Here is a 20,757-nt window from a genome sequence, read left to right as displayed (position 1 = left end):
CGGGCATCCCCATGGAAAGGCCGGCGGCGGCGATAGGTTCCAGCCGCCCGCGCGGGGTCAGGTCAGGCCTAGCCGGCCTCCCCGGCCCTCCTCCGCCGTCGGCGCAGCAGGAACGGCACCAGGACGAGCAGCAGCGCCGTCACCAGGAGCCCCAGCGAGATCGGATGGGTGAAGAACACGGTCGGGTCGCCCTGGCTGATCGCCAGCGCCCGGCGGAACTGCTGCTCGGCCAGCGGCCCCAGGATCAGGCCCACGACGCAGGGCGCCACCGGCACGTCGAGTACGCGCATGCCGAAGCCGATCAGCCCGATCACCCACAGGATGACGAGATCGACCACGTTGTTGTTGAGCGTGTAGGCGCCCAGGGTGGCGAACACCAGGATGCCGGCATAGAGCCAGGGACGCGGGATGGTCAGCAGCTTCACCCAGATGCCGACCATGGGCAGGTTCAGCATCAGCAGCAGCACGTTGCCGATATAGAGGCTGGCGATCATGCCCCAGACCAGCTCGGGGTTGGTGTCGAACAGCAGCGGTCCCGGCTGGAGCCCGTACTGCTGGAAGGCGGCCAGCATGATCGCGGCCGTCGCCGAGGTCGGCAGGCCCAGCGCCAGCAGCGGGGCGAGGGTCCCGGCGGCCGAGGCGTTGTTGGCGGCCTCCGGTCCTGCGACCGCCTCGATGGCCCCCTTGCCGAACTCCTCCGGGTGCTTGGACAGGCGTTTTTCCGCCAGGTAGGACAGGAAGGTCGGGATCTCGCTGCCGCCGGCCGGCAGCGCGCCGATCGGGAATCCCAGGAAGGTGCCGCGCAGCCAGGGCTTCCACGACCGCCTCAGGTCTTCCCGGCTCAGCCATTTGGACCCCTTGAGGGCGTAGATCTCCTCCGTCTCGAAGCGGTAGCGGGACGCGACGTAGAGCGTTTCCCCGACCGCGAACAGCCCCACCGCGACCACCACGGTATCGATCCCGTCCAGCAGCTCGGGGATGCCGAGCGTGAAGCGCGCCTGCCCGGTCTGGAGGTCGATGCCGACCAGCCCGAGCGACAGGCCGAAGAACAGGCTGGCGAGGCCGCGCGGCAGGCTGTCGCCCAGAACGGCGGTGACGGTGACCAGCGCCAGCACCATCAGCGCGAAATACTCCGCCGGCCCGAACAGCAGGGCCATCTGAACCATCAGCGGCGCCACGAAGGTCAAGGCTATGGTGGCGATGGTCCCGGCGACGAAGGAGCCGATCGCCGCGGTGGCAAGCGCGGTGGCGCCGCGCCCCTGGCGCGCCATCTCGTGCCCGTCGATCGCGGTCACGATGCTGCCGGACTCGCCCGGGGTGTTCAGCAGGATCGCGGTGGTGGAGCCGCCGTACATGGCACCGTAATAGATCCCGGCGAACATGATGAAGGCGGAGGTCGGTTCCAGGTTGTAGGTGACCGGGAGCAGCAGGGCCACGGTCAGCGCCGGGCCGATGCCCGGCAGCACGCCGATCGCCGTGCCGACCGTCACGCCCAGGACCGACCAGAGCAGGTTGTAGGGTGTCAGCGCCACGGCGAAGCCGTGGCCGAGGGCCGCGAGGGTTTCCATCGGTGTCCGCCTATTCAGCCGCCGGCTCGGCCGGGGCAAGGAAGTCCTCGATCGCCTCGCCGGGGAGGCCGCCGGGCAGGCCGAGGTCGAGGCCGTAATTGAAGACGACGAAGGCCAGGACCGCCAGCCCCAGGCCGAGCGCCGCGTCCACCAGGATCCGGCGGCTGAGGAAGGCCCGCGCGACCAGGACGAACAGCAGCGTCGCCGCGACGATCCAGCCCGCATACTCGATCAGCAGCATCTCGACGATCAGGCCGGCCGAGACCAGCGCCACGGCGCGCCAGTCCAGCTCGATCCCGCGCTCGTGGGCGATGCGACCGGCCAAGGCCTCGCGCAGCAGGGTGGCCCCGATGGCCAGCAGCCCCGCCGCGATCAGGAAGGGGAACAGCCGGGGGCCGACCGGCGCGCTGCCTCCCACGCCCCCCAGCATCCAGGTCTCGATCCCGATGAACAGGCCGAGCGCCAGCACCGCCCCGCCCAGCACCGCCTCGCCCAGGCGCAGGCCGCGTCCCGTCGTCATGTCTTCCCCCCAGGTCTTCCGCCGTTGTGGTCCGGCTTTGCATGCATAATCCCGCCAGCTTACCGCCGAACTGGGCCGTGGTCACCATGCCGCGAGGGGACGCCCGGGCGGGAAGGAGGAGACCATACGGCGCACCGGCTTCGAATAGTTTCACTCACAAGCATTCATCCAAGTATCCGATGAAATCATAATGGGCGTCTATAATGAGTTATCGACCAGATAGAGGGTTATATTACCTGTATTACAAACTAAAATCCGCGCGTTGCTGCACATGATGATCATCTTCCACCATGGGACGGTAGAACATGTCGAAGGCAGATCCGATTTTTTTCTGGAACGATGTCTCCCTTGAAGTACACCGTCGTGATTTCACTCCCGATGAAGTACCGGCCGGGGACCACAAGTCCAAGGCGTGGATGGACAGGCAGATGACCGGGCCCGAACAGGGCGGCCCGACGCGGACCTCCCGCGCGCTGGCGATCGTCCACCTGGCCATGCACGACGCCTGGGTCGCCTACGAAACGCCCGATGCCCGTTACCATCCGGATCCCGTCCTGGCCCTGGCCGAAGCGGGTACGGACGGCGGCTATGCCGCGGTCGGCGAGGCCGCGGCCATGACCCTGACCGCGCTTTTCCCGAGGCAGAGCCCGTTCATCCATGGCAAGTGCCATGAGTGGACCAACCTGATCGCCCACCTGGACGCCGACGCCCTGAGCAAGGGGGCCGTCTTCGGCACCGCCGTGGCGATGATGCATCTGGCGAAGCGCGAGATGGACGGTTCCAAGATACCCGGGACCTACAGGGTGGCGGGAACTCCCGGAGCCCATCAGCCCGACCCGTACGCTCCCGGCCAGGGCTTCCTGACGCCGGCGTGGGGACAGGTCCAGCCGTTCACCAGCGATCAACCCGTCCAGGGGGAGGCTCCGTTCGGCCTGGATCTCGAAAAACTGGCGGGGAAGGACCTCTCGCCCATCCTGACTCATGAGGACTGGCACAAGGAGGTCGAGGAGGTCCGGATCAAGGGCGGCGCCCCGGGAACGCCCGGGCTGACCCGGACGGCCGAGGAGACCCTGATCGGCATCTTCTGGGGATATGACGGTGTTCGCAACCTGGGAACGCCGCCCAGGCTCTACAACCAGTGCATCCGGTCCATTTCCCGGCAGCTCGGCCTCGACGTTACCGAGAACGCGAGGCTGTTCGCCCAGGTCAACATGGCGATGGCCGATGCCGGGATCGCCGCCTGGAAGCTGAAATACGAGTGCAACCTGTATCGTCCCGTCATCGGCGTGCGCGAAGCCGCCGCCGGATACGGCAAGTACGGAAAGTCGTCCGACAAGACCTTCGCCTCGCCTCTCGAGATGCCGGTGCCGGACGACGTCAAGGCATGGCTCGCGGTCGAGCCGTCGGACCGATCGACCCGCTACCATACGGAGCCCGCCGACGTAAGCCGGGGAACACCGGAGCGGCACTTCGACGGCGATCCTTCCTGGCGGCCGCTCGGCGCTCCGCAGACCAACGATCCGCAGAAGTTCCACCGCAGCCCGCCCTTCCCGGCCTATCCGTCGGGGCATGCGACCTTCGGCGCGGCGTGCTTCCTGACCGCCTATCATTTCCTGGCGGCCAAGGGCATGACCGAGCAGGAACTCGCCGAGCTCTGCTTCACCTTCACGTCGGACGAGTTCAACGGCGTCAACGAGGATCCGGACGGGTCCGTCCGGCCGCGGCACACGCGGACGATGACGCTAGCCCAGGCGATCCACGAGAATGCCGTCAGCCGGATCTATCTGGGCGTCCACTGGAGGATCGACGCCATCGAAGGCGTCCGGCTGGGGCGGATCATCGCGGAGCAGGCCGCGAGCAAGCTCCGCCCGCCCAAGCCGGACGAAGCCGAGCGGGTCGCCGGATCTTCGGCGAGGACGGTCCAGGGCCTGAAGGAGTCGCTCCTTCCGGGAGAATGATGCCATGGGCATGGCCCGGATTTCCGATGGAGGTCCGGGCCATGCCGGCGGGGACGGCGCGGGTGCGGGCCGGTCAGCCTGCCCGCACCCGCGCCATCCGCTCGACCGCGTCGGGTTCGCCCAGGATCAGGGGCCGGCGCCAGTTTCGCAGGTCGGGGACACCGCCCGCGGCCGCCGCGACGGGCTCCAGCCGCTCCAGCGGGGTCCAGCCCCGTTCGTCCCGGTACCGGACCTGGCCGCCGGCGGCCAGGACCAGCGGGATGCCGCCGGCGACGTCCCAGACGTTGGGGCGCTCGAACCGGGCCACCCGCAGCAGCCCGGCCGCCACGAAGGCGCATTCGACCGCGGCGGAGCCGGTCTTGCGGATGTCCCATTCCAGCGCCGCGTCCGGCGTCGCCTCGGGCTCGCCGGCGAGGCGGCGGCGGACGGCGGGATTGGGCCTCGGGTCGAGCGCCTCCTCGTCGAAACAGAGGGGGCCGCCCGTCCTGGCATGGTAGACGCCGGGACGGAGCGCATGGCTGGTGCTGCACCAGACGGCGCCGACCACCGGCCTTCCCCGGTGAAGCACGCCGACCGACCCGGCGAACAGCGGGAATCCGTTGACGAAATTGGTCGTGCCGTCGATCGGATCGACCGCCCAGACGAAGTCGTGGTCGCGGCCCGGCCGCTCGTCCATCTCCTCGCCCAGGATGTCGTGTTCGGGGAAACGGTCGCCGAGCCGGGCGCGGATCAGCACCTCGACCTGGGAATCGACTTCGGAGACGGGGTCTTTGAGGGACTCCCCGGCCGCGGGCATGCCTTCGGCATTGCCCTTGTAGCGGACTTCGAGGGTGCGGCCGAGGGCGGCGACGATCTCGGTGCCGGCCAGCCTGGCCAGTTCCACGGCCACGCGCTCGATGTCGCGCAGCAACTCCTGCGAGGGGACCCCGTCGGGGCCGCCCATGGCCTGTTCACCGCTCATGACTTCCTCCCCCCTGGCCTGTCCGTGGCGGCACCAGGATGCGGACCTGCTCGGGCTCGACACCGATGGAGACCCGGCCGACCGCGCCCGGCGCCGGAGAGAAGTTGTCGCCGAGGCGGAGCGATTTGCCCGCCCAGACGATCTCGACCTCGCGGGCGCGGATGACGTCGAGCGGGGGCATGGCTGCGTCGGGACCGCCGTCCAGCCATTCCAGCATCTCGGCCCGGCGATCGGCCGGGATATGAACCACGTCGAGGAACCCGTCGCCAGGGTCGGCGTCGGGCGCCAGCGTCAGGTCGGGGCCGGTCTGGCCGATATTCATGACCTCGAACAGCAGGAAGTCGCCTTCCAGCGGGCGGCCGTCGACGATGGCCTCGAGATGTTCGGAACCGCCTCCGGCCACCTTTCGCCGGAACGTCTCCCGGCTCGTCCGGATCTGCTCCTCGCCCGAAACGCCCGCCTCGTCCACCTCGGCCATGGCGCGGGCCAACAGGCCGAGCCCGACGGCCTCGATGAAGCGATGGTGGCCCCACGGCCCTTTTGCGAACCCGATGTCGAAGGGCCGCGGCACCATGTTGCCCAGGGCGGCCGCGATCTCCGCCGGATCGCCGGCTATGCCGAGCGCGTCGGCGATGTTGTTGGCCGTTCCCTGGGGGACGATGGCGACCGGTATGCTCCGGTCCGGCAGGTGCGTCAGCACCCGGGTGACCGTGCCGTCGCCGCCGACCGCCACCACCAGGTCGGCGGGCCGGCACAGCGCGTCCGAGAAGTCGGTTCCATTCACCGCGCAGGAGAAGGGCTCGCACCCCGCCTGGCGGAAGATCTCCAGAAGGCCGTCCCGCGATGGTCCACCGTCGCCGGCCGACGAGCTGTGCAGAAGAAGTGTTCGCATGACCCGCAAACATGGCGTCGATGCGGCTGGTTCCGGCAGGAAATGCACAAAACCGTGTCCTTGCGTGTTCGAACAGGAAGCCTTTTCCGCTGGACGGAATCCCGTGTCAGAAAAACCCTTAATTTGAAGGTATCCAGAAACTATATGACAGTGTATCTTGTCGCAATTATCTCACAGGGGGAGTCGCAGCCGGTAACAGTTTGGTACAACACCTCCCGGCATAATGCCGACTTCCTGGGGCGTTTCTTTGGAACTACATAAAATGCCACGATCTCAACTTGCCGTAATTCCGTTCGAAGTCCGCCAGGGTCAGCTGATGGTGCTGATGGTGACCTCGCGCGAGACGCGGCGCTGGGTCGTTCCCAAGGGATGGCAGGAAAAGAAGGTTCCCGACCCCGAGCAGGCGGCGCGCGAAGCCTATGAGGAAGCGGGCGCCATCGGCCAGGTGGGCGCCAAGCCGATCGGCTCCTACCGTTACGAGAAGCGCCTGAAGAACGGCCGGTCGAAGACCCTGGACGTCGCGGTCTACCCGTTCGAGGTCGAGGAGCTGCTGGAGGAGTGGCCGGAAATGGAGGAACGCGAGCGCCGCTGGATGACCCCGGCCCAGGCCGCCCTGGCGGTCGACGAGGGATCGCTCGCGGCACTTCTGCTCGGCCTGGAGACGAACCCGCCGCGGCTGGGCGGATCCGGGCCGTCCCGGAAACCCTCCGCCGGCCGCCGGAACGGCCGCGCCTCGGCGCACCCTTTCTGACGGATCCCGCCGGAGCCGGACCGCGCTGCCCAGACGGCGCTTGAAACGGGGCGGGGGATGTATAGCATGCCGCCGCACGCAGCAGCTTCGCCCCGATGCTTCCCCGGGGCTCCGGGAGTCCGCCCTCGTGCATGATTACGTGAAGAAGATCCTCACCGCCCGCGTCTACGACGTCGCCGTCGAGAGCCCGCTGGACGCGATGCCCCGCCTGTCGCAGCGGATCGGCAACCGGGTCTTCCTGAAGCGAGAGGATCTCCAGCCTGTCTTCTCCTTCAAGATCCGCGGCGCCTACAACAAGATGAGCGGCATGGCGCGGGCCGACCTGGAGCGGGGCGTGATCTGCGCCTCGGCCGGCAACCACGCCCAGGGCGTCGCCATGGCGGCGGCGCGGCTGGGTGTCCGCGCGATGATCGTGATGCCCTGCACGACGCCGGCCATCAAGGTGCAGGCGGTCGAGCGGCGGGGCGGCCAGGTGGTGCTGCACGGCGACGGCTTCGACGAGGCCTACGCCCATGCCCGCCTGCTGGAGGCGGAGCACGGGCTGACCTTCATCCACCCCTATGACGATCCGGACGTGATCGCCGGCCAGGGAACCGTGGGGATGGAGATCCTGCGCCAGCATCCCGACCCGATCGAGGCGATCTTCGTGCCGATCGGCGGCGGCGGGCTGGCCGCCGGGGTCGCGGCCTTCGTCAAGTTCCTGCGGCCGGACGTCAAGGTGATCGGGGTCGAGCCGGACGACGCCGCCAGCATGAAGGCGGCGCTGGATGCCGGCGAGCGGGTGGTGCTCGACCAGGTCGGGCTGTTCGCCGACGGCGTCGCGGTCCGCCAGGCCGGGGCCGAGACGTTCCGGCTGTGCCGCGAGCTGCTGGACGGCATCGTCACCGTGGACGCGGACTCCATCTGCGCCGCGGTCAAGGACATCTTCGACGATACCAGGGCGATCGCCGAGCCGTCGGGCGCCGTGGCGCTGGCCGGGCTGAAGCTCTACGCGGAGCGGGAGGGCGTCTCCGACCGGGCGCTGGTCACCGTCAACAGCGGCGCCAACCTCAATTTCGACCGGCTTCGCCACATCGCCGAGCGCGCCGAGATCGGCGAGCACCGGGAGGCGCTGCTGGCGGTCACGATCCCGGAGCGGCCGGGCAGCTACCGCCGCTTCATCCAGATCCTGGGCCGCCGGTCGATCACCGAGTTCAACTACCGCTATGTGGACGATCCCGAGGCGCACATCTTCGTCGGCGTCCAGCTGACCGGAGGCGAGCGCGAGAAGCGGGAGATCATCGGCCTGCTGCGGGCCGAGGGCCTGCCGGTCCAGGACATGAGCGACAACGAGATGGCGAAGCTCCATGTCCGCCACATGGTCGGCGGGCGCGTGCCCGGCCTGCGCGACGAGCTGATCTACCGCTTCCAGTTCCCCGAGCGGCCGGGCGCCCTGCTGAAGTTCCTCGACGGGCTGGCGACGGACTGGAACATCTCGCTGTTCCACTACCGCAACCACGGCGCCGACTACGGCCGCGTGCTGGCCGGCATCCAGGTCCCCGAGGCCGACCGGGCGATCTTCCGGCAGCGGCTGGCCGAGCTGGGATACCCGTGCTGGGACGAGACCGACAATCCGGCCTACCGCTCCTTCCTGGACGGCGGCGGGCGCACGATCCGTGCCGGGAAAGATCCTTATCCGATCTAAAGTTTTCCTTGTGGCGCGCCGGGGAAATAGATATGCCGATGCGAACAATTTTCGGGATGTCCGCGGGACGGCATGTATCCGGTCGGACGAAGGGACGGAGGGGAGGTGGCGCGTATGGCGCGAACAGCCGCAGTATCCGGGGATCCGGTATCCGGGCAGAATGACCGCGAACCGGCCGGCCGGGCCGTCGCGGTAGCGCTGGACGGGGTCGGGATCAGCTTCGACCTGCCGGACGGCGGGAGTTACCAGGCGGTCGCCCCGACCCGACTGGCGGTGGCGGAAAGCGAATTCGTCGCGATCGTCGGGCCGACCGGCTGCGGCAAGTCCACGCTGCTGAACGCCGCCGCCGGGCTGCTGCGGCCGGCCTCCGGCACGGTCAGCATCCTCGGCGAGCCGCTGACCGGCCTGAACCGCCATGCCGGCTACTTGTTCCAGCAGGACAGCCTGATGCCGTGGAAGACCGCGGCCGAGAACGTGGCGATCGGGCTGGAGGTCGCCGGCATTCCCCGGACCGAGGCGCGCGACCGCGCCCGCGACTGGCTGGGCCGGGTCGGGCTGAAGGCGTTCGGCGACCGCTATCCCCACATGCTGTCGGGCGGCCAGCGCAAGCGCGTCGGCCTGGCCCAGGTCCTGATCCGCGATCCCAGGATCATCCTGATGGACGAGCCGTTCGGCCCGCTGGACGCGCAGACCCGGCTGATCATGGGCGACCTGCTGCTGGAGCTGTGGTCGGCCGACCGCAAGGCCGTGATGTTCGTGACCCACGACCTGGAGGAGGCGATCGCCCTGGCCGATCGGGTCGTGATCATGTCGGCGGGACCGGCCGCGCGGATCATCGGCGACTATCCGATCCCGCTCGACCGGCCGCGCGACATCGGCGAGATCAAGCTGGACCCGCGCTTCCTGGAGACCCACCGCGAGATCTGGCACGCGCTGAAGGAGGAAGTCCTGAAAGGCTATCGGCAGAGCGAGGGGGCATGACCATGAGCCGCGCGAAACTGCTGCCGCTCCAGATCCTGGTGGCGGTCGCCGCGATCCTGCTGTGGTACCTGGTGTCGGAGACGGCGCTGTTCGGCGACCCGAAGACCATGCGGTTCTTCTTCTCGACCCCGCTGGACGTGGCGCAGCGGGTCGGTGAGTGGATGATCGGCGGGACGATCTGGTACCACCTGGGCATCACGCTGCTGGAAGCGGCGCTGGCCTTCGTCATCGGGTCCGTCAGCGGCGTGCTGATCGGGTTCTGGTTCGCCCGGAAGCCGCTGGTGGCCGGCGTCTTCGACCCCTATGTCAAGGCCGCGAACGCGCTGCCGCGCGTCGTGCTGGCGCCGATCTTCGCGCTGTGGCTGGGGCTGGGCATCTGGTCCAAGGTGGCGCTGGGCGTCACGCTGGTCTTCTTCATCGTCTTCTTCAACGTCTACCAGGGCGTCAAGGAAGTCAGCCCGACCGTGCTGGCCAACGCGCGCATGCTGGGCATGAACGAGCGGCAGCTGCTGCGCCACGTCTACCTGCCGTCGGCGCTGAGCTGGATGTTCTCGTCGCTCCACACGTCGGTCGGCTTCGCCATGGTCGGCGCCGTCGTCGGCGAGTATCTCGGATCGTCGGCCGGGCTCGGCTACCTGATCCAGCAGGCCGAGGGCGTGTTCGACGTGACGGGAGTGTTCGCCGGCATGTTCGTGCTGATGGCCTTCGTGATCCTGATCGACTGGCTGGTGACCCGGGTGGAGAACCGCCTGCTGGTCTGGCGCCCGCAGCCGGCGGCGTCCTGAGGCAGGCCCATTGATAATTCGGAATGCAAGAGGGGAAGCATCCATGAAGTTCCTGATGAACGGCCTGAAGGCGGGTCTGTCGGGCGCGCTCGCGATAGCCGGCCTGACGCTGGCGCTGGCTGGCGCCGCCGCGGCGGCAGAACCGGAAAAGAAGGACCTGTCGCTGGCGGTCGGCGGCAAGCCGCTGCTGTATTATCTCCCGCTGACCGTCGCCGAGCGGAAGGGCTTCTTCAAGGAAGAGGGCCTGAACGTGGAGATCAACGACCTGGGCGGCGGCGCCAAGTCGCTCCAGGCGCTGATGGGCGGGTCGGTCGACGTGGTGACCGGCGCCTACGAGCACACGATCCGCATGCAGCAGAAGGGCCAGGACATCCGGGCCGTGGTCGAGCTGGGGCGCTTCCCCGGCATCGTGCTGGCGGTGCGCAAGGACCTGGCGGGCGAGATCAAGTCGCCGGCCGACTTCAAGGGCCGCAAGATCGGCGTCACGGCGCCCGGGTCGTCCACCGCGCTGACGGTGCAGTACGCCATGGTCAAGAACGGCCTCGCCGCGACCGACGGCAGCCTGATCGGCGTCGGCGGCGGGGCCAGCGCCGTGGCCGCGATGAAGCAGGGCCAGATCGACGTGATCTCGCACCTGGACCCGGTCATCGCCAAGCTGGAATCCGACGGCGACATCGCGACGCTGATCGACACCCGCACCGAGGACGGCGCGCGGGCGCTGTTCGGCGGATCGAACCCGGCCGCCGTGCTCTACGCCAAGGCCGACTTCATCGAGAGCAATCCCGAGACCATGCAGCGCCTGACCAACGCCTTCGTGAAGTCGCTGAACTGGATCGGCAAGGCGACGGCCGAGGAGATCGCCGCGGTGGTCCCGCCGGAATACCACCTGGGCGACAAGGGCCTCTACATGAAGGCGGTCGAAAGCTCCAAGGAGAGCTATTCGCTCGACGGCATCATCAAGAAGCAGGGCATGGAGAGCATGCTGGCGATGCTGAAGACCCTGGAGCCCGACTTCGCCAACGCTGACATCGACCTGGACAAGACCTTCGACCCGACCTTCGTGCAGAAGGCCCAGGCGAAGTAAGGGAAGACTCCTCGGACGAAAGGGAGCGCGGGCCTCGCGGGATCGGGCCGGCGCTCCCGGCGGTCGCATGCATCCAGGTCGAGGAATGATGAACGGGGTGCCTTGCGCATGACATATCCCGACCATCGCGTGCAGCCGCCGGGAAGCCCGGTTTTCGTCGATCGATGGGAGAGCGATGAGGATTTCGCCGTCCACCCCAAGGGTTCACAGCCGAAACGGACTCTCGTGTGCCCCGCCGGGGAGACGGCACAATACCTTATCCCGAACCACTCCTACATTTTCAAAACCACGAAGAAATCCTGGCAGGCGCAACAGGTCTGGTCGGAAGTTATCGCATACAGAATAGGCATACTCGCCGGCATCGATGTTCCACCAAGTTTCATCGCCGTGGATGAAGCAAACGGAACCACCGGTGTACTGATGGAGTTTTCTTTGGATATCCTGAGGAAGCCGAGCCGGCCAGGTTTGTCCATGCCTCCGACTACATGACCCGTATCTTGCGGGATAAAAAGCGGGGCCGACCTCACGGACTTCGGCAGAACATCAAGGTCTGCCGCCGCTTCCGCCTGCCGGAAGTGGTGACTTGGTGGGGACGAACCCTTGCATTCGATGCCCTGATCGGCAACACCGATCGCCATCCCGACAACTGGGGCTTCCTGGTCCGGCAGCGATTGGGTCAAAAGTCGGTCTGCGCCTTCGCCCCCGCGTTCGACAATGGGACGAGCCTTGGATATGAGCATCCGGAAGCCGCGCTTGCCGCTCTCCGGGTACCCGACCGCCTGTTGAGCTACATCCGCCACGGAACACATCATTGCGGCTGGGATACTGCGGAAGATGGCCCTGCATCCCATATGGATCTTTGCGCACGGTTGATCGAAGCCTATCCTGAAGCCAGAGCCGCAGTGCAAAGCGTGCTTGATTTCGAGGACGAGCAGGCCGACGGGATTTGCGAAGAGTGTACCCGTTTCAACGTCAGCATCCCGTTCACCCTTGAACGGGCGGCTTTCGTAGCGGCGCTCATCAAATCCCGGAAAGCCCAGCTTGCGGCGCTCGCGGGGGTGTAAGGTGGAAAATTGGGTTCGGATCGTATCGGAGCCGCAAAGGCTTTACCTGGCGTGGCAGGCACCCGACCACCTGGGTGATCGCTTCCGTTGGGCCGTTGGAGAATTGCGGCCTCGCGGTGACGATTTCCTGTTCCGCTATTTTCAGGACGACGCGGAGTTCGCGGCGCTTAACCAGCATCGAAGCCGCAATCAGGATCGCAGCTTCAATCATTTGATCAGCCTGGGCTACAAGGGATACCCCGCATTCGGACTAAAGCCAAGACACTACGAAACTGGTGTCAGAGATGCCTTCGTGAGTCGGATGCCTCCCCGAAACCGCCCGGATTTCTCGGAATATATGCGCCAGTTCCGTCTGGCGCCTGAATTGCCCCTGTCAGATTTCGCACTGCTCGGACTAACCGAGGCCAAGCTTCCGAGTGATGGGTTTTCCTTTGTGGATCCGCTGAACCCGGACGCCGACCAGTGCGACCTTTTGCTCGAAATAGCCGGTTACAGGTACTATCACCAAAACATTACCGCGAGTGTTGGGTCTTCCGTGGAGTTGCTCCCCGAGCCCGATAACCAATTTGATCCTCACGCCGTAAAGATAAGCTCCAAAGGTATAACAATGGGATACATCAATGGTCTTCAAGCCTCTACGTTTCTTCGGTGGTTTCAGGAGCGACGGGTCTCGGGAGTGATAGAACGCCTCAACGGCAGGACGGGAAGGCCACGCGCCTTCATTTTCGTTCGCATACGGCCAAAACAGGCTTTTGCAGCAGCCTGATCCCGGCCAAAGGCGCTGGTAGTCCGCCTCAGGGCCGCACGCCCGGCGTCTCCATCGGCAGCCCGTGCGCCCGCGCCATCAGGAACAGTTCCAGCTCCGCGTGCTCCGGGGAGCCGTAGGCGTAGGGTTCGGCGCGGACGCCGGTCATGCAGTTGCGCAGGCGCCGCTGGAGGGAGCCCATGGACTGCCATTCCAGGCGGTAGATCGGGTAGCCTGTCGGGTGGGCCTGGGGGATCACGGCGCCGCCGAGATGCCGGCCCCAATTGTCCTCGTGGCAGTCTGCGCAGGAGAAATCGAGCTGTCCCTTGGGGCCGGTGAACAGGTCGCGCCCCCTCTCGATGAAGGGGGCGAGCCGCGGATCGGCGCCGGTCTCGACCGGCAGGCCCCGGGACTGGTGGGCGACATAGGCCGACAGGGCCAGGAGGTCGGGGCTTTCCCACTCGAACGGCGCCGCCCGCTGGCGGGCTTCGCGGCACTGGAGGATGCGCCCCTCCAGCGTGACCGGGCGCCCGCTTTCCTCGTCGAAGGCGGGATAGCGGGCGGCGACGCCGCGCATGGACGCGGCGGCGTCGCCGTGGCAATCGGCGCAGGAGCGGCCGGACGCGCCGCCGGCGCGGTTCCACAGGGCCTCGCCGTCCAGGACCGAGAGCATGCCGGGATTGGACATGTCGTCCTGCTGCATCGCCCGGGTCTGCGGCCCCAGGAAGTCGAAGCCGGAAAGCCGGTCGTCGGCGCCGAGGGCAGCACCGCCCAGCAGGGCCAGCGCCAGGGCGGCCGCGAGGTGCCGTCCGGTCATTCCACCGTGATCTTGACGGTTTCCGTCTGTGTCTTGCCCCGGTCGTCGGCCCAACTCAGCGCGATCTCGCCGCTCTCCTCCGCTACCGTCGTGAAGGTCAGGAAGGGATTGGCGGTGATCGCGGGGAACAGGTCGGCGCTGAACACCTCCTCCCCGTTATAGGTGCAGGCGAAGCGGTGGATGATGTCGCGCGGGATCAGGGCGCCGTCGGAGCCGGGGCGGAAGCCGGTCTCCATGGGATGCGAGATCAGGGCCTTGATCTCGATGACCTCGCCGCGCTTGGCGGTGGGCGGGACGTTGATCAGGGTGCGGGCCATGGCTCAGCTCTCCGCGCAGGCGGGAAGGGTCACGATCACCTCGGCCTCGTCGGACCAGAAACTGCCGTCGCTGAGCTGGGCGATGGCGACGATCCTCTGGGAATCGCCCAGGCGGATGCGGGTAGCGACGCTCGCCCGGCCGGACCGGGGGGTCAGGTGGAAGGTCGCGACGTTGGGCTGGGGGTTCTTCTCGTTGAACACGGCGATGGTCCGGACGAAGTCGCCGGGCTGCATCCAGTGGGCGACATTGACGCTCAGGGGGACGGAGTTGCCGTTCTCGACCAGCGCCGGCAGGACGAGCTCGACCTTGCCCGGGTTGACCGGCGCGCCCTTCGTGAAGTCCTTTATCGCGTCCGCCAGGGCGGCCGGCGTCGCCCCGGCCGGCCGGACCAGCAGGAGCACGCCGAGCGCGGCGCCGGCGCGCAGGACGTCCCGCCGCGTGGCCCCCGTGGGATCGCCATTCGCCATGGTCAGGGTCTCCTCAATCCTTCAGTGTCGCCAGGAACGCCACGACGTCCTCGATCTGCCCGGCCGACAGGATCGGCCTGCCGCGCCACGCCTCCGCCACGCGGTCGAGTCCGTCGGCCCTGTAATAGGAGGGCATGATGGTGTCCGGATCAAGGCTGCCCGGGTCCACGATCCGCAGCCGGATCCTGCCTTCGGACAGGCGGGCGCCGACGCCGGCCAGCGACGGCGCCAGGTCGCCCGGGAAGCGCTCCTCCGGGAACGGGCCGGAATGGCACAGCAGGCACAGGCCGGTCTGGCGGCTGGTCACGATCTCCCGCCCGCGGGCGGGGTCGCCGACGGCCCCGGCCAGGGGCTCCGGGATTGAATCGCCGACGACCTCGTAGCCGGGGGACAGCGCCAGGGCGAGGGTGATCGCCCACATCATCCGAACACCTCCGCCGTGACGATGTCGAACCAGGAGTGGGCATAGGCCGCCTCCTTGGCCCGGGCTTCGTCGGGAGCGTCGAGCGGGCTGGTGCCGCCGGCGCCTTCCACGTCGGCCAGCGTGCCGGAGGACGGCGCATAGACGCCCGCGACCGAGATGCCGTAGTCGGGCGCCACCAGGCTGTAGCAGGTGTTGATCAGCTTGGGCGATGCCGGCTGGTCGTCGCGCAGCAGGGCGGCGACGGCTTCGGCGCAGGCCTTGGCCTGGGCGTTGGCGGAGAAAGCCGACTTCGGCATGGCGCCCGCGATGGCGGAATCGCCGATCACGTGGATGCCGGGCTGGAGCCGGGATTCGAAACTGACGGGATCGATCGGGCACCAGCCGGAGCGGTCCGCCACGCCGGCGGCCTCCGCGATCGCGGCTGCCTTCTGCGGCGGGATCACGTTGGCGACGTCGGCCTTCACCCGGTCGAAGTCGGTGACGAAGGTCAGGCCGTCGGGCTCCACCGCGGTGACCTGCCCGCCGCCGGACAGCGGCACGAGTTCCAGCAGGCCGGGGTAGAGCCTGGCCCAGGCCGCCTGGAACAGCCGCTGCTTGGAAAAGCCGTCCTTGGCGTCGAGCACGATCAGCTTGGAGCGCGGCTTGCGGGTCTTCAGGTAATGGGCGATCAGGCTGGCGCGCTCGTACGGTCCCGGCGGGCAGCGGTAGGGGTTGGCCGGGACCGACATGACGACCACGCCGCCATCCTCCAGGGCTTCCAGGCGGCGCGCCAGCAGGACCGTCTGCTCGCCCGCCTTCCAGGCGTGCGGCATCACCTGGGCGGCCTTCTCGTCGTAGCCGGGCAAGGCGCCGTACCGGATGTCGATGCCGGGTGACATGACGAGGCGGTCGTAGTCGAGCACCACGCCGTCGCCGAGGGTGACGCGGCGGGCCTGGGGATCGACGGCGGCGGCCCGCTGGTGGACGACGGCGACGCCGGCGCGCCGGATGCCGTCATAGCCGAACCGCTGCCGCTCGATGGGCCGCAGCCCGACGACCACCGAGTTGCTGAGCGGGCAGGCGGTGAAGGTCGGGCTGGGCTCGACCAGGGTCACGTCGAGGCCGTGGGTCTTGAGGAAACGGGCGCAGGTGCCGCCCCCGAAGCCGCCGCCGATGACGACGACCCGGGGCGGCGCCTGGGCGCGGACCGGACGAACGAGCGCCGCCGACGCCCCGGCGGCCAGCGCCTTCAGGACCGTGCGGCGGCTGGGATGGAGCGGGTCCATGGCGTCTCCGTCAGCGGCGGGAGGCGATCCAGGCGGCTATCGCCCGGATCTCCTCCTCGGTGAAGCCCTTGGATATCCGGTCCATCACCGTGGGACCGCCCTCCCCCGCCCGGTATGCCAGCATCGCCGCCGTTATCTCGTCGGCCGACTTCGACAGAATCGGCGGGATGCCCGGTGCCGCCTCGCCGCCCAGGGCATGGCACCCGGAGCAGGACGAGGCTCCGGGCGGTTCCGCAGCCGGGCTTGCGGCGGCGGCCAGGACCAGCACGCCGGACAGGACGGCGGCGCGGATCATGCCCTGCGCAGGTCCGCGTTCGCCAGGGGCACCGAGCGGATGCGCTTGCCGGTCGCCGCGAAGATCGCGTTGAGCACGGCGGGCGCCGCCACGAAGATCGTCGGCTCGCCGACGCCGCCCCAGAAGCCGCCCGACGGCATGACGACGGTCTCGACCTGCGGCATCTCCTCCATGCGCAGCATCTGGTAGGTGTCGAAATTCTCCTGTTGGACCCGGCCGTCCTTCAGCGTGATCTCGCCGTAGAGCAGGGCGGAGAGGCCGTAGACGAAGGAACCTTCGACCTGCGCCTCGATCTGCTGCGGGTTGACCGCGTGGCCGCTGTCGGTGGCCGCGACGATCCGATGGATCTTCAGGGCCCCGTCGTCGCTGACCGACACCTCGGCGCAGGCCGCCACGTAGCTGCCGTAGCCCATGTGCTGGGACAATCCGCGATGAACACCCTCCGGTGCCGGCGTGCCCCAACCCGCCTTTTCCGCGACCGCGTTCAGCACGGCCAGGTGCCGGGGATGGTTGACCAGCAGCTTGCGGCGGAACTCCAGCGGATCGGCGCCGGCGGCATGGGCCAGCTCGTCCACGAAGCATTCCAGGTAGATTGCGTTCTGGTTGTTGTTCACGCCGCGCCAGAACCCCGGCGGCACCGGAGGATTGCGCATGGCGTGGTCGACCAGCAGGTTCGGGATCGTGTAGCCCAGCACCCCTTCCGTGCCGCCCGGGTTCAGCCCCTGGAACGTGGCCTGGTCGCGCCCGCCCTGGAGCGCCTGCGGGTTGATCGCCGCCAGGATCGACTGCCCGGAGATCCGCATGTGCAGGCCGTCCAGGTTGCCGTCGGCGTCCAGCGCGCCGGTCAGCTTGCACTGGGTGATCGGGTGGTAGCGGCCGTGGAGCATGTCCTCCTCCCGCGACCAGATCAGCTTGACCGGCGTGCCGGGCATCTGCTTCGCGATCAGCACCGCCTGCCGGACATAGTCGTGGCTGGACGAGCGCCGGCCGAACCCGCCGCCGAGATGGAGCCGGTAGACCTCGCATTGCGGAATCGGCAGCCCGGCGGCGGTGGAGGCGGTGGCGAGCGCCGCCTCCGCGTTCTGGGTCGCGGTCCAGACCTCGCACTTGTCGGCGGTGAACAGCGCGGTCGCGTTCATCGGCTCCATGGTGGCGTGGTGCTGGTAAGGGTAGCTGTAGACCGCGTCGATCACCTTGTTGCCGGGCTTGGCGAGCGACGCCTTGATGTCGCCGGCCTGGTTGCCGACGAAGGCTTCCGGCGCGTCGAGCCCTTCGCGGAGCGTCGCGGCGATGGCCTCGCTGGACAGGCCGGCGTTCGGCCCCTCGTCCCACTCGACCGGCAGGGCCTCCAGCGCGGTCTTGGCGCGCCACCAGGTGTCGGCGACCACCGCCACGCCGGTATCGCCCACGGCGACCACCCGCTTGACCCCGGGCATCCCTTCGACCGCGGCGGCGTCGAAGCTCCTGACCTTGCCGCCGAACACGGGGCACTCGCGGACCGCGGCGTTCAGCATGCCCGGCAGCTTGACGTCCATCGAGTAGACCTGGGCGCCGTTCAGCTTCTCCGCCGTGTCGAGGCGCTTGAGCGGCTTGCCCGCGATCTTCCAGTCCCTGGGGTCCTTCAGCGGGACGTCGGCGGGCGGTTCCAGCCGGGCGGCGGATGCTGCCACCTTGCCGTAGGTCGTGGTCCTGCCCGACGCGGCGTGGGTGATGACGCCCTTGTCCACCGTGCAGTCGGCGGCCGGGACCTTCCACTCGTCCGCGGCGGCCTGGACCAGCATCATGCGGGCGGCGGCACCGCCCTTCCGGACATAGTCGTGGGAATCGCGGATGCCGCGGCTGCCCGCCGTCTGGAAATTGCCCCAGACCCGGTTGCGCGCGACGTTCTGGCCGGGCGTCGGATATTCGGTGGTGACCCGGGACCAGTCGCAGTCCAGCTCCTCGGCGACCAGCTGGGCCAGGCCGGTCAGCGTGCCCTGCCCCATCTCGACGCGGGCGACGCGGACCACCACGGTCTCGTCCGGCCGCACCACCACCCAGGCGTTGAGTTCGGGCGTCCCGGCCGCGGCATCGGCGGCGGACGTCGCCGCCTCCGCCCCGAACGGGATGTGGAAGCCCAGCATGAATCCGCCGGCCGCCGCGGCGGAGCCGACCAGGAAGCCGCGGCGCGACGTCTTGAGCGCGATCGTCATCTCATCCTCCCCGAATGCTTCAGCCGCGCCCGACGTCGCCGCCGCCGGCGGCGGCGAGCTTGATGGCCGCACGGATGCGGTTGTAGGTCCCGCAGCGGCAGATGTTCGTCATCTCGGCGTTGATGTCGTCGTCGCTGGGGTTCGGGTTCGATTGCAGCAGGGCCGCCGCAGCCATGATCTGGCCCGACTGGCAGTAGCCGCATTGCGGCACGTCCAGCTCCGCCCAGGCCTTCTGGAGCGGATGGCCGTTGTCGGGCGACAGCCCCTCGATGGTGACGATCTGCTGGTCGGCGCCGACGGCGCTGACCGGCGTCACGCAGGAGCGGACGGCCACGCCGTCCATGAGGACCGTGCAGGCGCCGCACTGCGCGATGCCGCAACCGAACTTGGTGCCCGTCAGGCCGACCTGCTCCCGGATGACCCAGAGAAGCGGCGTATCGGGTTCGACCTCGATATCGTGCGACGTGCCGTTGATTTTTAGCTGGACCACGTGCTTCCTCCTGTACCGCCGCCCCAGGTCATGTGCGCGGGCGGGAACCCCAATTCCATGTAATGATTTGTTCTTTTTGTTGGTTGGTCCAATCAAGATAGACCGCGCGGAAGCGACGCGCAATCGCCGACGGCATTTTGTCATGACGGCGGGCGGATGCCGGCCCGCCGGTCATCAAGCCTTTGCGATGTCCGCCTCGATCGCCCTCAGGACGTTCAGAAGATGGTCGGACGTCCCGTAGGTCCGGGCTTTGCGGATTACCCGCAAGGCGTCGGCCGGACGGCCCCGCTCCCGGTAACCCGCGGCGATCGAGGTCGGCAAGGGCCCGGAGCGCCGGCACCCTTCCGCGCTCCCGAGTCGTTTTTCGGCCCGGATGTCGTATTTCAGTGAACAAACCAAGAACTGCATGCTATGGTCCGGTCATGCACGCCTCGCTTTCCTGGCGGACGGCCACGAAGCAAGGCTACCGGGACAAGTTTCAGAGACTTTGCCATGGCTTTCAAGCGAGTTGACAAGGATACGCTCCCGCCGCGGCGCTGGGCGCTCAAGGGCTATTACGGTGACGGCAAGTCGACCTTCATCCTGGCCATGCACCAGCCGACGCTCATGATCGATGCCGACGGCCGCCGGCATGAGCTGAAGGGGAGCGAGCTTTACGAATTGAGCGAGGAACCCTCGGACCACCGCTCGGTCGAGCGTATCCAGGACATCCTCGACAAGAACATGCCGGGGTCCGGCATCCGGACCATCGCGATCGACAGCGTCACGTCGCTGATCGGCACCTCCATCGCGCGCGCGATGCTGGACAACGCGGCCGACCGCAACAAGAACAAGAACCAGGCCTGGGTCGACAAGGCGGAGCGGATGCGCCTGCTCCAGGACGCCGTCACCGCCCACGGCTCCCACGTCCTGTGGATCTGGCACCTGGAGGACGCGCAGCTGAACGGCATCGCCCAGATCCGCGAGACCCTGCCGGAGACGGAGCGCGAGCGGCTGTTCCGCTCGCTGAACGCGTCGCTCCGCATCGTCCGGGAAAAGGACCGGCGCGGCGTCCTGGTGGAGTGGTCGCGCGAAGGCCCGTCCGGCATGGTGATCTGGGACGAGGAGGGTCACTGGAAAGGCGTGCCGGAGCGGATCGAGGCCGCCATCTACGGACGCGGCGGCGGCGCGAAGCCCACGCCCCCCAAGCCCGCGGTCACGGAGACCGCCGCCGGCCCGATCCTGGAGGAGGCCCCCAGGGCCGCAGCCAAAGCGGCCGCGCAGCCGGCGGCCCCGGCGGCCGACAACGTGCTGACCTTCTACAGCCCGACCGAGGCGGTCGCCTGGGGAGTCGACCAGGGAGCCTTCCCCGACGCGGCGGCGGCCCAGGCCGCCTACGACCAGCTCAAGGGCGAGGTCGGGCCGCGCAACGCGAAGGAAATGTACGCCGCCTGGATCGACTTCGTGTCGAGTCGCAAGCAGCGGCGCCGCCGGGCGTAGCCGGGCCTTCGGAGGCC

General features: G+C 68.3%; 23 protein-coding genes. 10 read left to right on the top strand and 13 right to left on the bottom strand.

From position 1 onward, the window contains the following. Positions 1–68 precede the first annotated feature (68 nt). The gene (locus IGS68_RS04845; RefSeq protein ID WP_201077759.1) at positions 69–1,568 is read right to left on the bottom strand and encodes a tripartite tricarboxylate transporter permease; all 1,500 of its coding nucleotides are present in this window, start codon (positions 1,566–1,568) and stop codon (positions 69–71) included. 10 nt (positions 1,569–1,578) lie between these two features. Further along, positions 1,579–2,088, bottom strand: a complete 510-nt coding sequence (locus IGS68_RS04840) for a tripartite tricarboxylate transporter TctB family protein (protein ID WP_201077757.1) — start codon at positions 2,086–2,088, stop codon at positions 1,579–1,581. A gap of 428 nt (positions 2,089–2,516) precedes the next feature. Here IGS68_RS04840 and IGS68_RS04835 point away from each other — a divergent pair, with 428 nt between their 5' ends. Continuing rightward, positions 2,517–4,046 (top strand): vanadium-dependent haloperoxidase, encoded by a 1,530-nt coding sequence (locus IGS68_RS04835; protein WP_201077755.1) that lies wholly within the window; start codon positions 2,517–2,519, stop codon positions 4,044–4,046. A gap of 73 nt (positions 4,047–4,119) precedes the next feature. On the opposite strand, the gene IGS68_RS04830 is transcribed toward IGS68_RS04835, so the two are convergent. Further along, positions 4,120–5,007: an inositol monophosphatase family protein gene (locus tag IGS68_RS04830; RefSeq protein WP_247881178.1), complete on the bottom strand. Its 888-nt coding sequence runs from the start codon at positions 5,005–5,007 to the stop codon at positions 4,120–4,122. After that, a complete protein-coding gene (locus IGS68_RS04825) occupies positions 4,997–5,899 on the bottom strand; it encodes a diacylglycerol/lipid kinase family protein (RefSeq protein WP_201077752.1) in 903 nt (300 codons plus the stop codon). Before IGS68_RS04825 ends, IGS68_RS04830 begins: the two co-directional genes overlap by 11 nt. Positions 5,900–6,161: 262 nt before the next feature. Between IGS68_RS04825 and IGS68_RS04820 the strand changes: the two genes are divergently transcribed. The 8 genes from IGS68_RS04820 (at position 6,162) to IGS68_RS04785 (ending at position 13,014) form a co-directional block, all read left to right on the top strand. After that, the gene (locus IGS68_RS04820) at positions 6,162–6,650 is read left to right on the top strand and encodes an NUDIX hydrolase (RefSeq protein WP_247881177.1); all 489 of its coding nucleotides are present in this window, start codon (positions 6,162–6,164) and stop codon (positions 6,648–6,650) included. Between the two features lie 127 nt (positions 6,651–6,777). Then, on the top strand, positions 6,778–8,334 hold the full coding sequence (gene ilvA / locus IGS68_RS04815) for a threonine ammonia-lyase, biosynthetic (RefSeq protein WP_201077748.1): 1,557 nt from the start codon (positions 6,778–6,780) through the stop codon (positions 8,332–8,334). 114 nt (positions 8,335–8,448) lie between these two features. Then, entirely contained in the window at positions 8,449–9,315 is an 867-nt protein-coding gene (locus IGS68_RS04810) for an ABC transporter ATP-binding protein (RefSeq protein ID WP_201077746.1), read from the top strand. A gap of 2 nt (positions 9,316–9,317) precedes the next feature. Then, complete coding sequence (locus IGS68_RS04805; RefSeq protein WP_247881176.1) at positions 9,318–10,100, top strand: ABC transporter permease; 783 nt, start codon at positions 9,318–9,320, stop codon at positions 10,098–10,100. A gap of 43 nt (positions 10,101–10,143) precedes the next feature. Continuing rightward, the gene (locus IGS68_RS04800) at positions 10,144–11,184 is read left to right on the top strand and encodes an ABC transporter substrate-binding protein (protein WP_247881175.1); all 1,041 of its coding nucleotides are present in this window, start codon (positions 10,144–10,146) and stop codon (positions 11,182–11,184) included. Between the two features lie 108 nt (positions 11,185–11,292). Beyond that, the gene (locus IGS68_RS04795; protein WP_201077741.1) at positions 11,293–11,673 is read left to right on the top strand and encodes a hypothetical protein; all 381 of its coding nucleotides are present in this window, start codon (positions 11,293–11,295) and stop codon (positions 11,671–11,673) included. Continuing rightward, on the top strand, positions 11,670–12,248 hold the full coding sequence (locus IGS68_RS04790) for a hypothetical protein (protein ID WP_201077739.1): 579 nt from the start codon (positions 11,670–11,672) through the stop codon (positions 12,246–12,248). Before IGS68_RS04795 ends, IGS68_RS04790 begins: the two co-directional genes overlap by 4 nt. Position 12,249: 1 nt before the next feature. Beyond that, positions 12,250–13,014 carry an HIRAN domain-containing protein gene (locus IGS68_RS04785; protein ID WP_201077737.1) on the top strand — a complete coding sequence of 255 codons (765 nt, stop codon included), beginning with the start codon at positions 12,250–12,252 and terminating at the stop codon, positions 13,012–13,014. 28 nt (positions 13,015–13,042) lie between these two features. On the opposite strand, the gene soxA is transcribed toward IGS68_RS04785, so the two are convergent. The 9 genes from soxA to IGS68_RS04740 all read right to left on the bottom strand — a co-directional run bounded on the left by soxA (position 13,043) and on the right by IGS68_RS04740 (position 19,582). Then, complete coding sequence (gene soxA / locus IGS68_RS04780; RefSeq protein ID WP_247881174.1) at positions 13,043–13,810, bottom strand: sulfur oxidation c-type cytochrome SoxA; 768 nt, start codon at positions 13,808–13,810, stop codon at positions 13,043–13,045. After that, positions 13,807–14,127 (bottom strand): thiosulfate oxidation carrier complex protein SoxZ, encoded by a 321-nt coding sequence (soxZ, locus tag IGS68_RS04775; RefSeq protein WP_201077735.1) that lies wholly within the window; start codon positions 14,125–14,127, stop codon positions 13,807–13,809. The genes soxA and soxZ overlap by 4 nt, the downstream gene beginning before the upstream one ends. A gap of 3 nt (positions 14,128–14,130) precedes the next feature. Beyond that, positions 14,131–14,595, bottom strand: a complete 465-nt coding sequence (locus IGS68_RS04770; RefSeq protein ID WP_201077733.1) for a SoxY-related AACIE arm protein — start codon at positions 14,593–14,595, stop codon at positions 14,131–14,133. Between the two features lie 13 nt (positions 14,596–14,608). Further along, a complete protein-coding gene (gene soxX, locus IGS68_RS04765; RefSeq protein WP_201077731.1) occupies positions 14,609–15,019 on the bottom strand; it encodes a sulfur oxidation c-type cytochrome SoxX in 411 nt (136 codons plus the stop codon). Then, on the bottom strand, positions 15,016–16,284 hold the full coding sequence (locus tag IGS68_RS04760) for an NAD(P)/FAD-dependent oxidoreductase (protein ID WP_201077729.1): 1,269 nt from the start codon (positions 16,282–16,284) through the stop codon (positions 15,016–15,018). The genes soxX and IGS68_RS04760 overlap by 4 nt, the downstream gene beginning before the upstream one ends. Positions 16,285–16,294: 10 nt before the next feature. Next, on the bottom strand, positions 16,295–16,579 hold the full coding sequence (locus IGS68_RS04755) for a c-type cytochrome (protein WP_201077727.1): 285 nt from the start codon (positions 16,577–16,579) through the stop codon (positions 16,295–16,297). Then, positions 16,576–18,771 carry a xanthine dehydrogenase family protein molybdopterin-binding subunit gene (locus IGS68_RS04750; protein WP_201077725.1) on the bottom strand — a complete coding sequence of 732 codons (2,196 nt, stop codon included), beginning with the start codon at positions 18,769–18,771 and terminating at the stop codon, positions 16,576–16,578. Before IGS68_RS04750 ends, IGS68_RS04755 begins: the two co-directional genes overlap by 4 nt. Before the next feature lie 19 nt (positions 18,772–18,790). After that, the gene (locus tag IGS68_RS04745; RefSeq protein ID WP_201077723.1) at positions 18,791–19,261 is read right to left on the bottom strand and encodes a (2Fe-2S)-binding protein; all 471 of its coding nucleotides are present in this window, start codon (positions 19,259–19,261) and stop codon (positions 18,791–18,793) included. A gap of 174 nt (positions 19,262–19,435) precedes the next feature. Next, a complete protein-coding gene (locus IGS68_RS04740) occupies positions 19,436–19,582 on the bottom strand; it encodes a hypothetical protein (RefSeq protein ID WP_201077721.1) in 147 nt (48 codons plus the stop codon). A 171-nt stretch (positions 19,583–19,753) separates the two neighbouring features. On the opposite strand from IGS68_RS04740, the gene IGS68_RS04735 reads away from it, so the two are divergent. Continuing rightward, positions 19,754–20,740, top strand: a complete 987-nt coding sequence (locus IGS68_RS04735) for an AAA family ATPase (RefSeq protein ID WP_201077719.1) — start codon at positions 19,754–19,756, stop codon at positions 20,738–20,740. Positions 20,741–20,757: the final 17 nt, after the last annotated feature.

Source organism: Skermanella sp. TT6, from assembly GCF_016653635.2.
Classification (GTDB): Bacteria; Pseudomonadota; Alphaproteobacteria; order Azospirillales; family Azospirillaceae; genus Skermanella; species Skermanella cutis.
The sequence above is the reverse complement of the archived record's forward strand: the minus strand, read 5'-3'. Positions and strand labels throughout refer to the sequence as shown.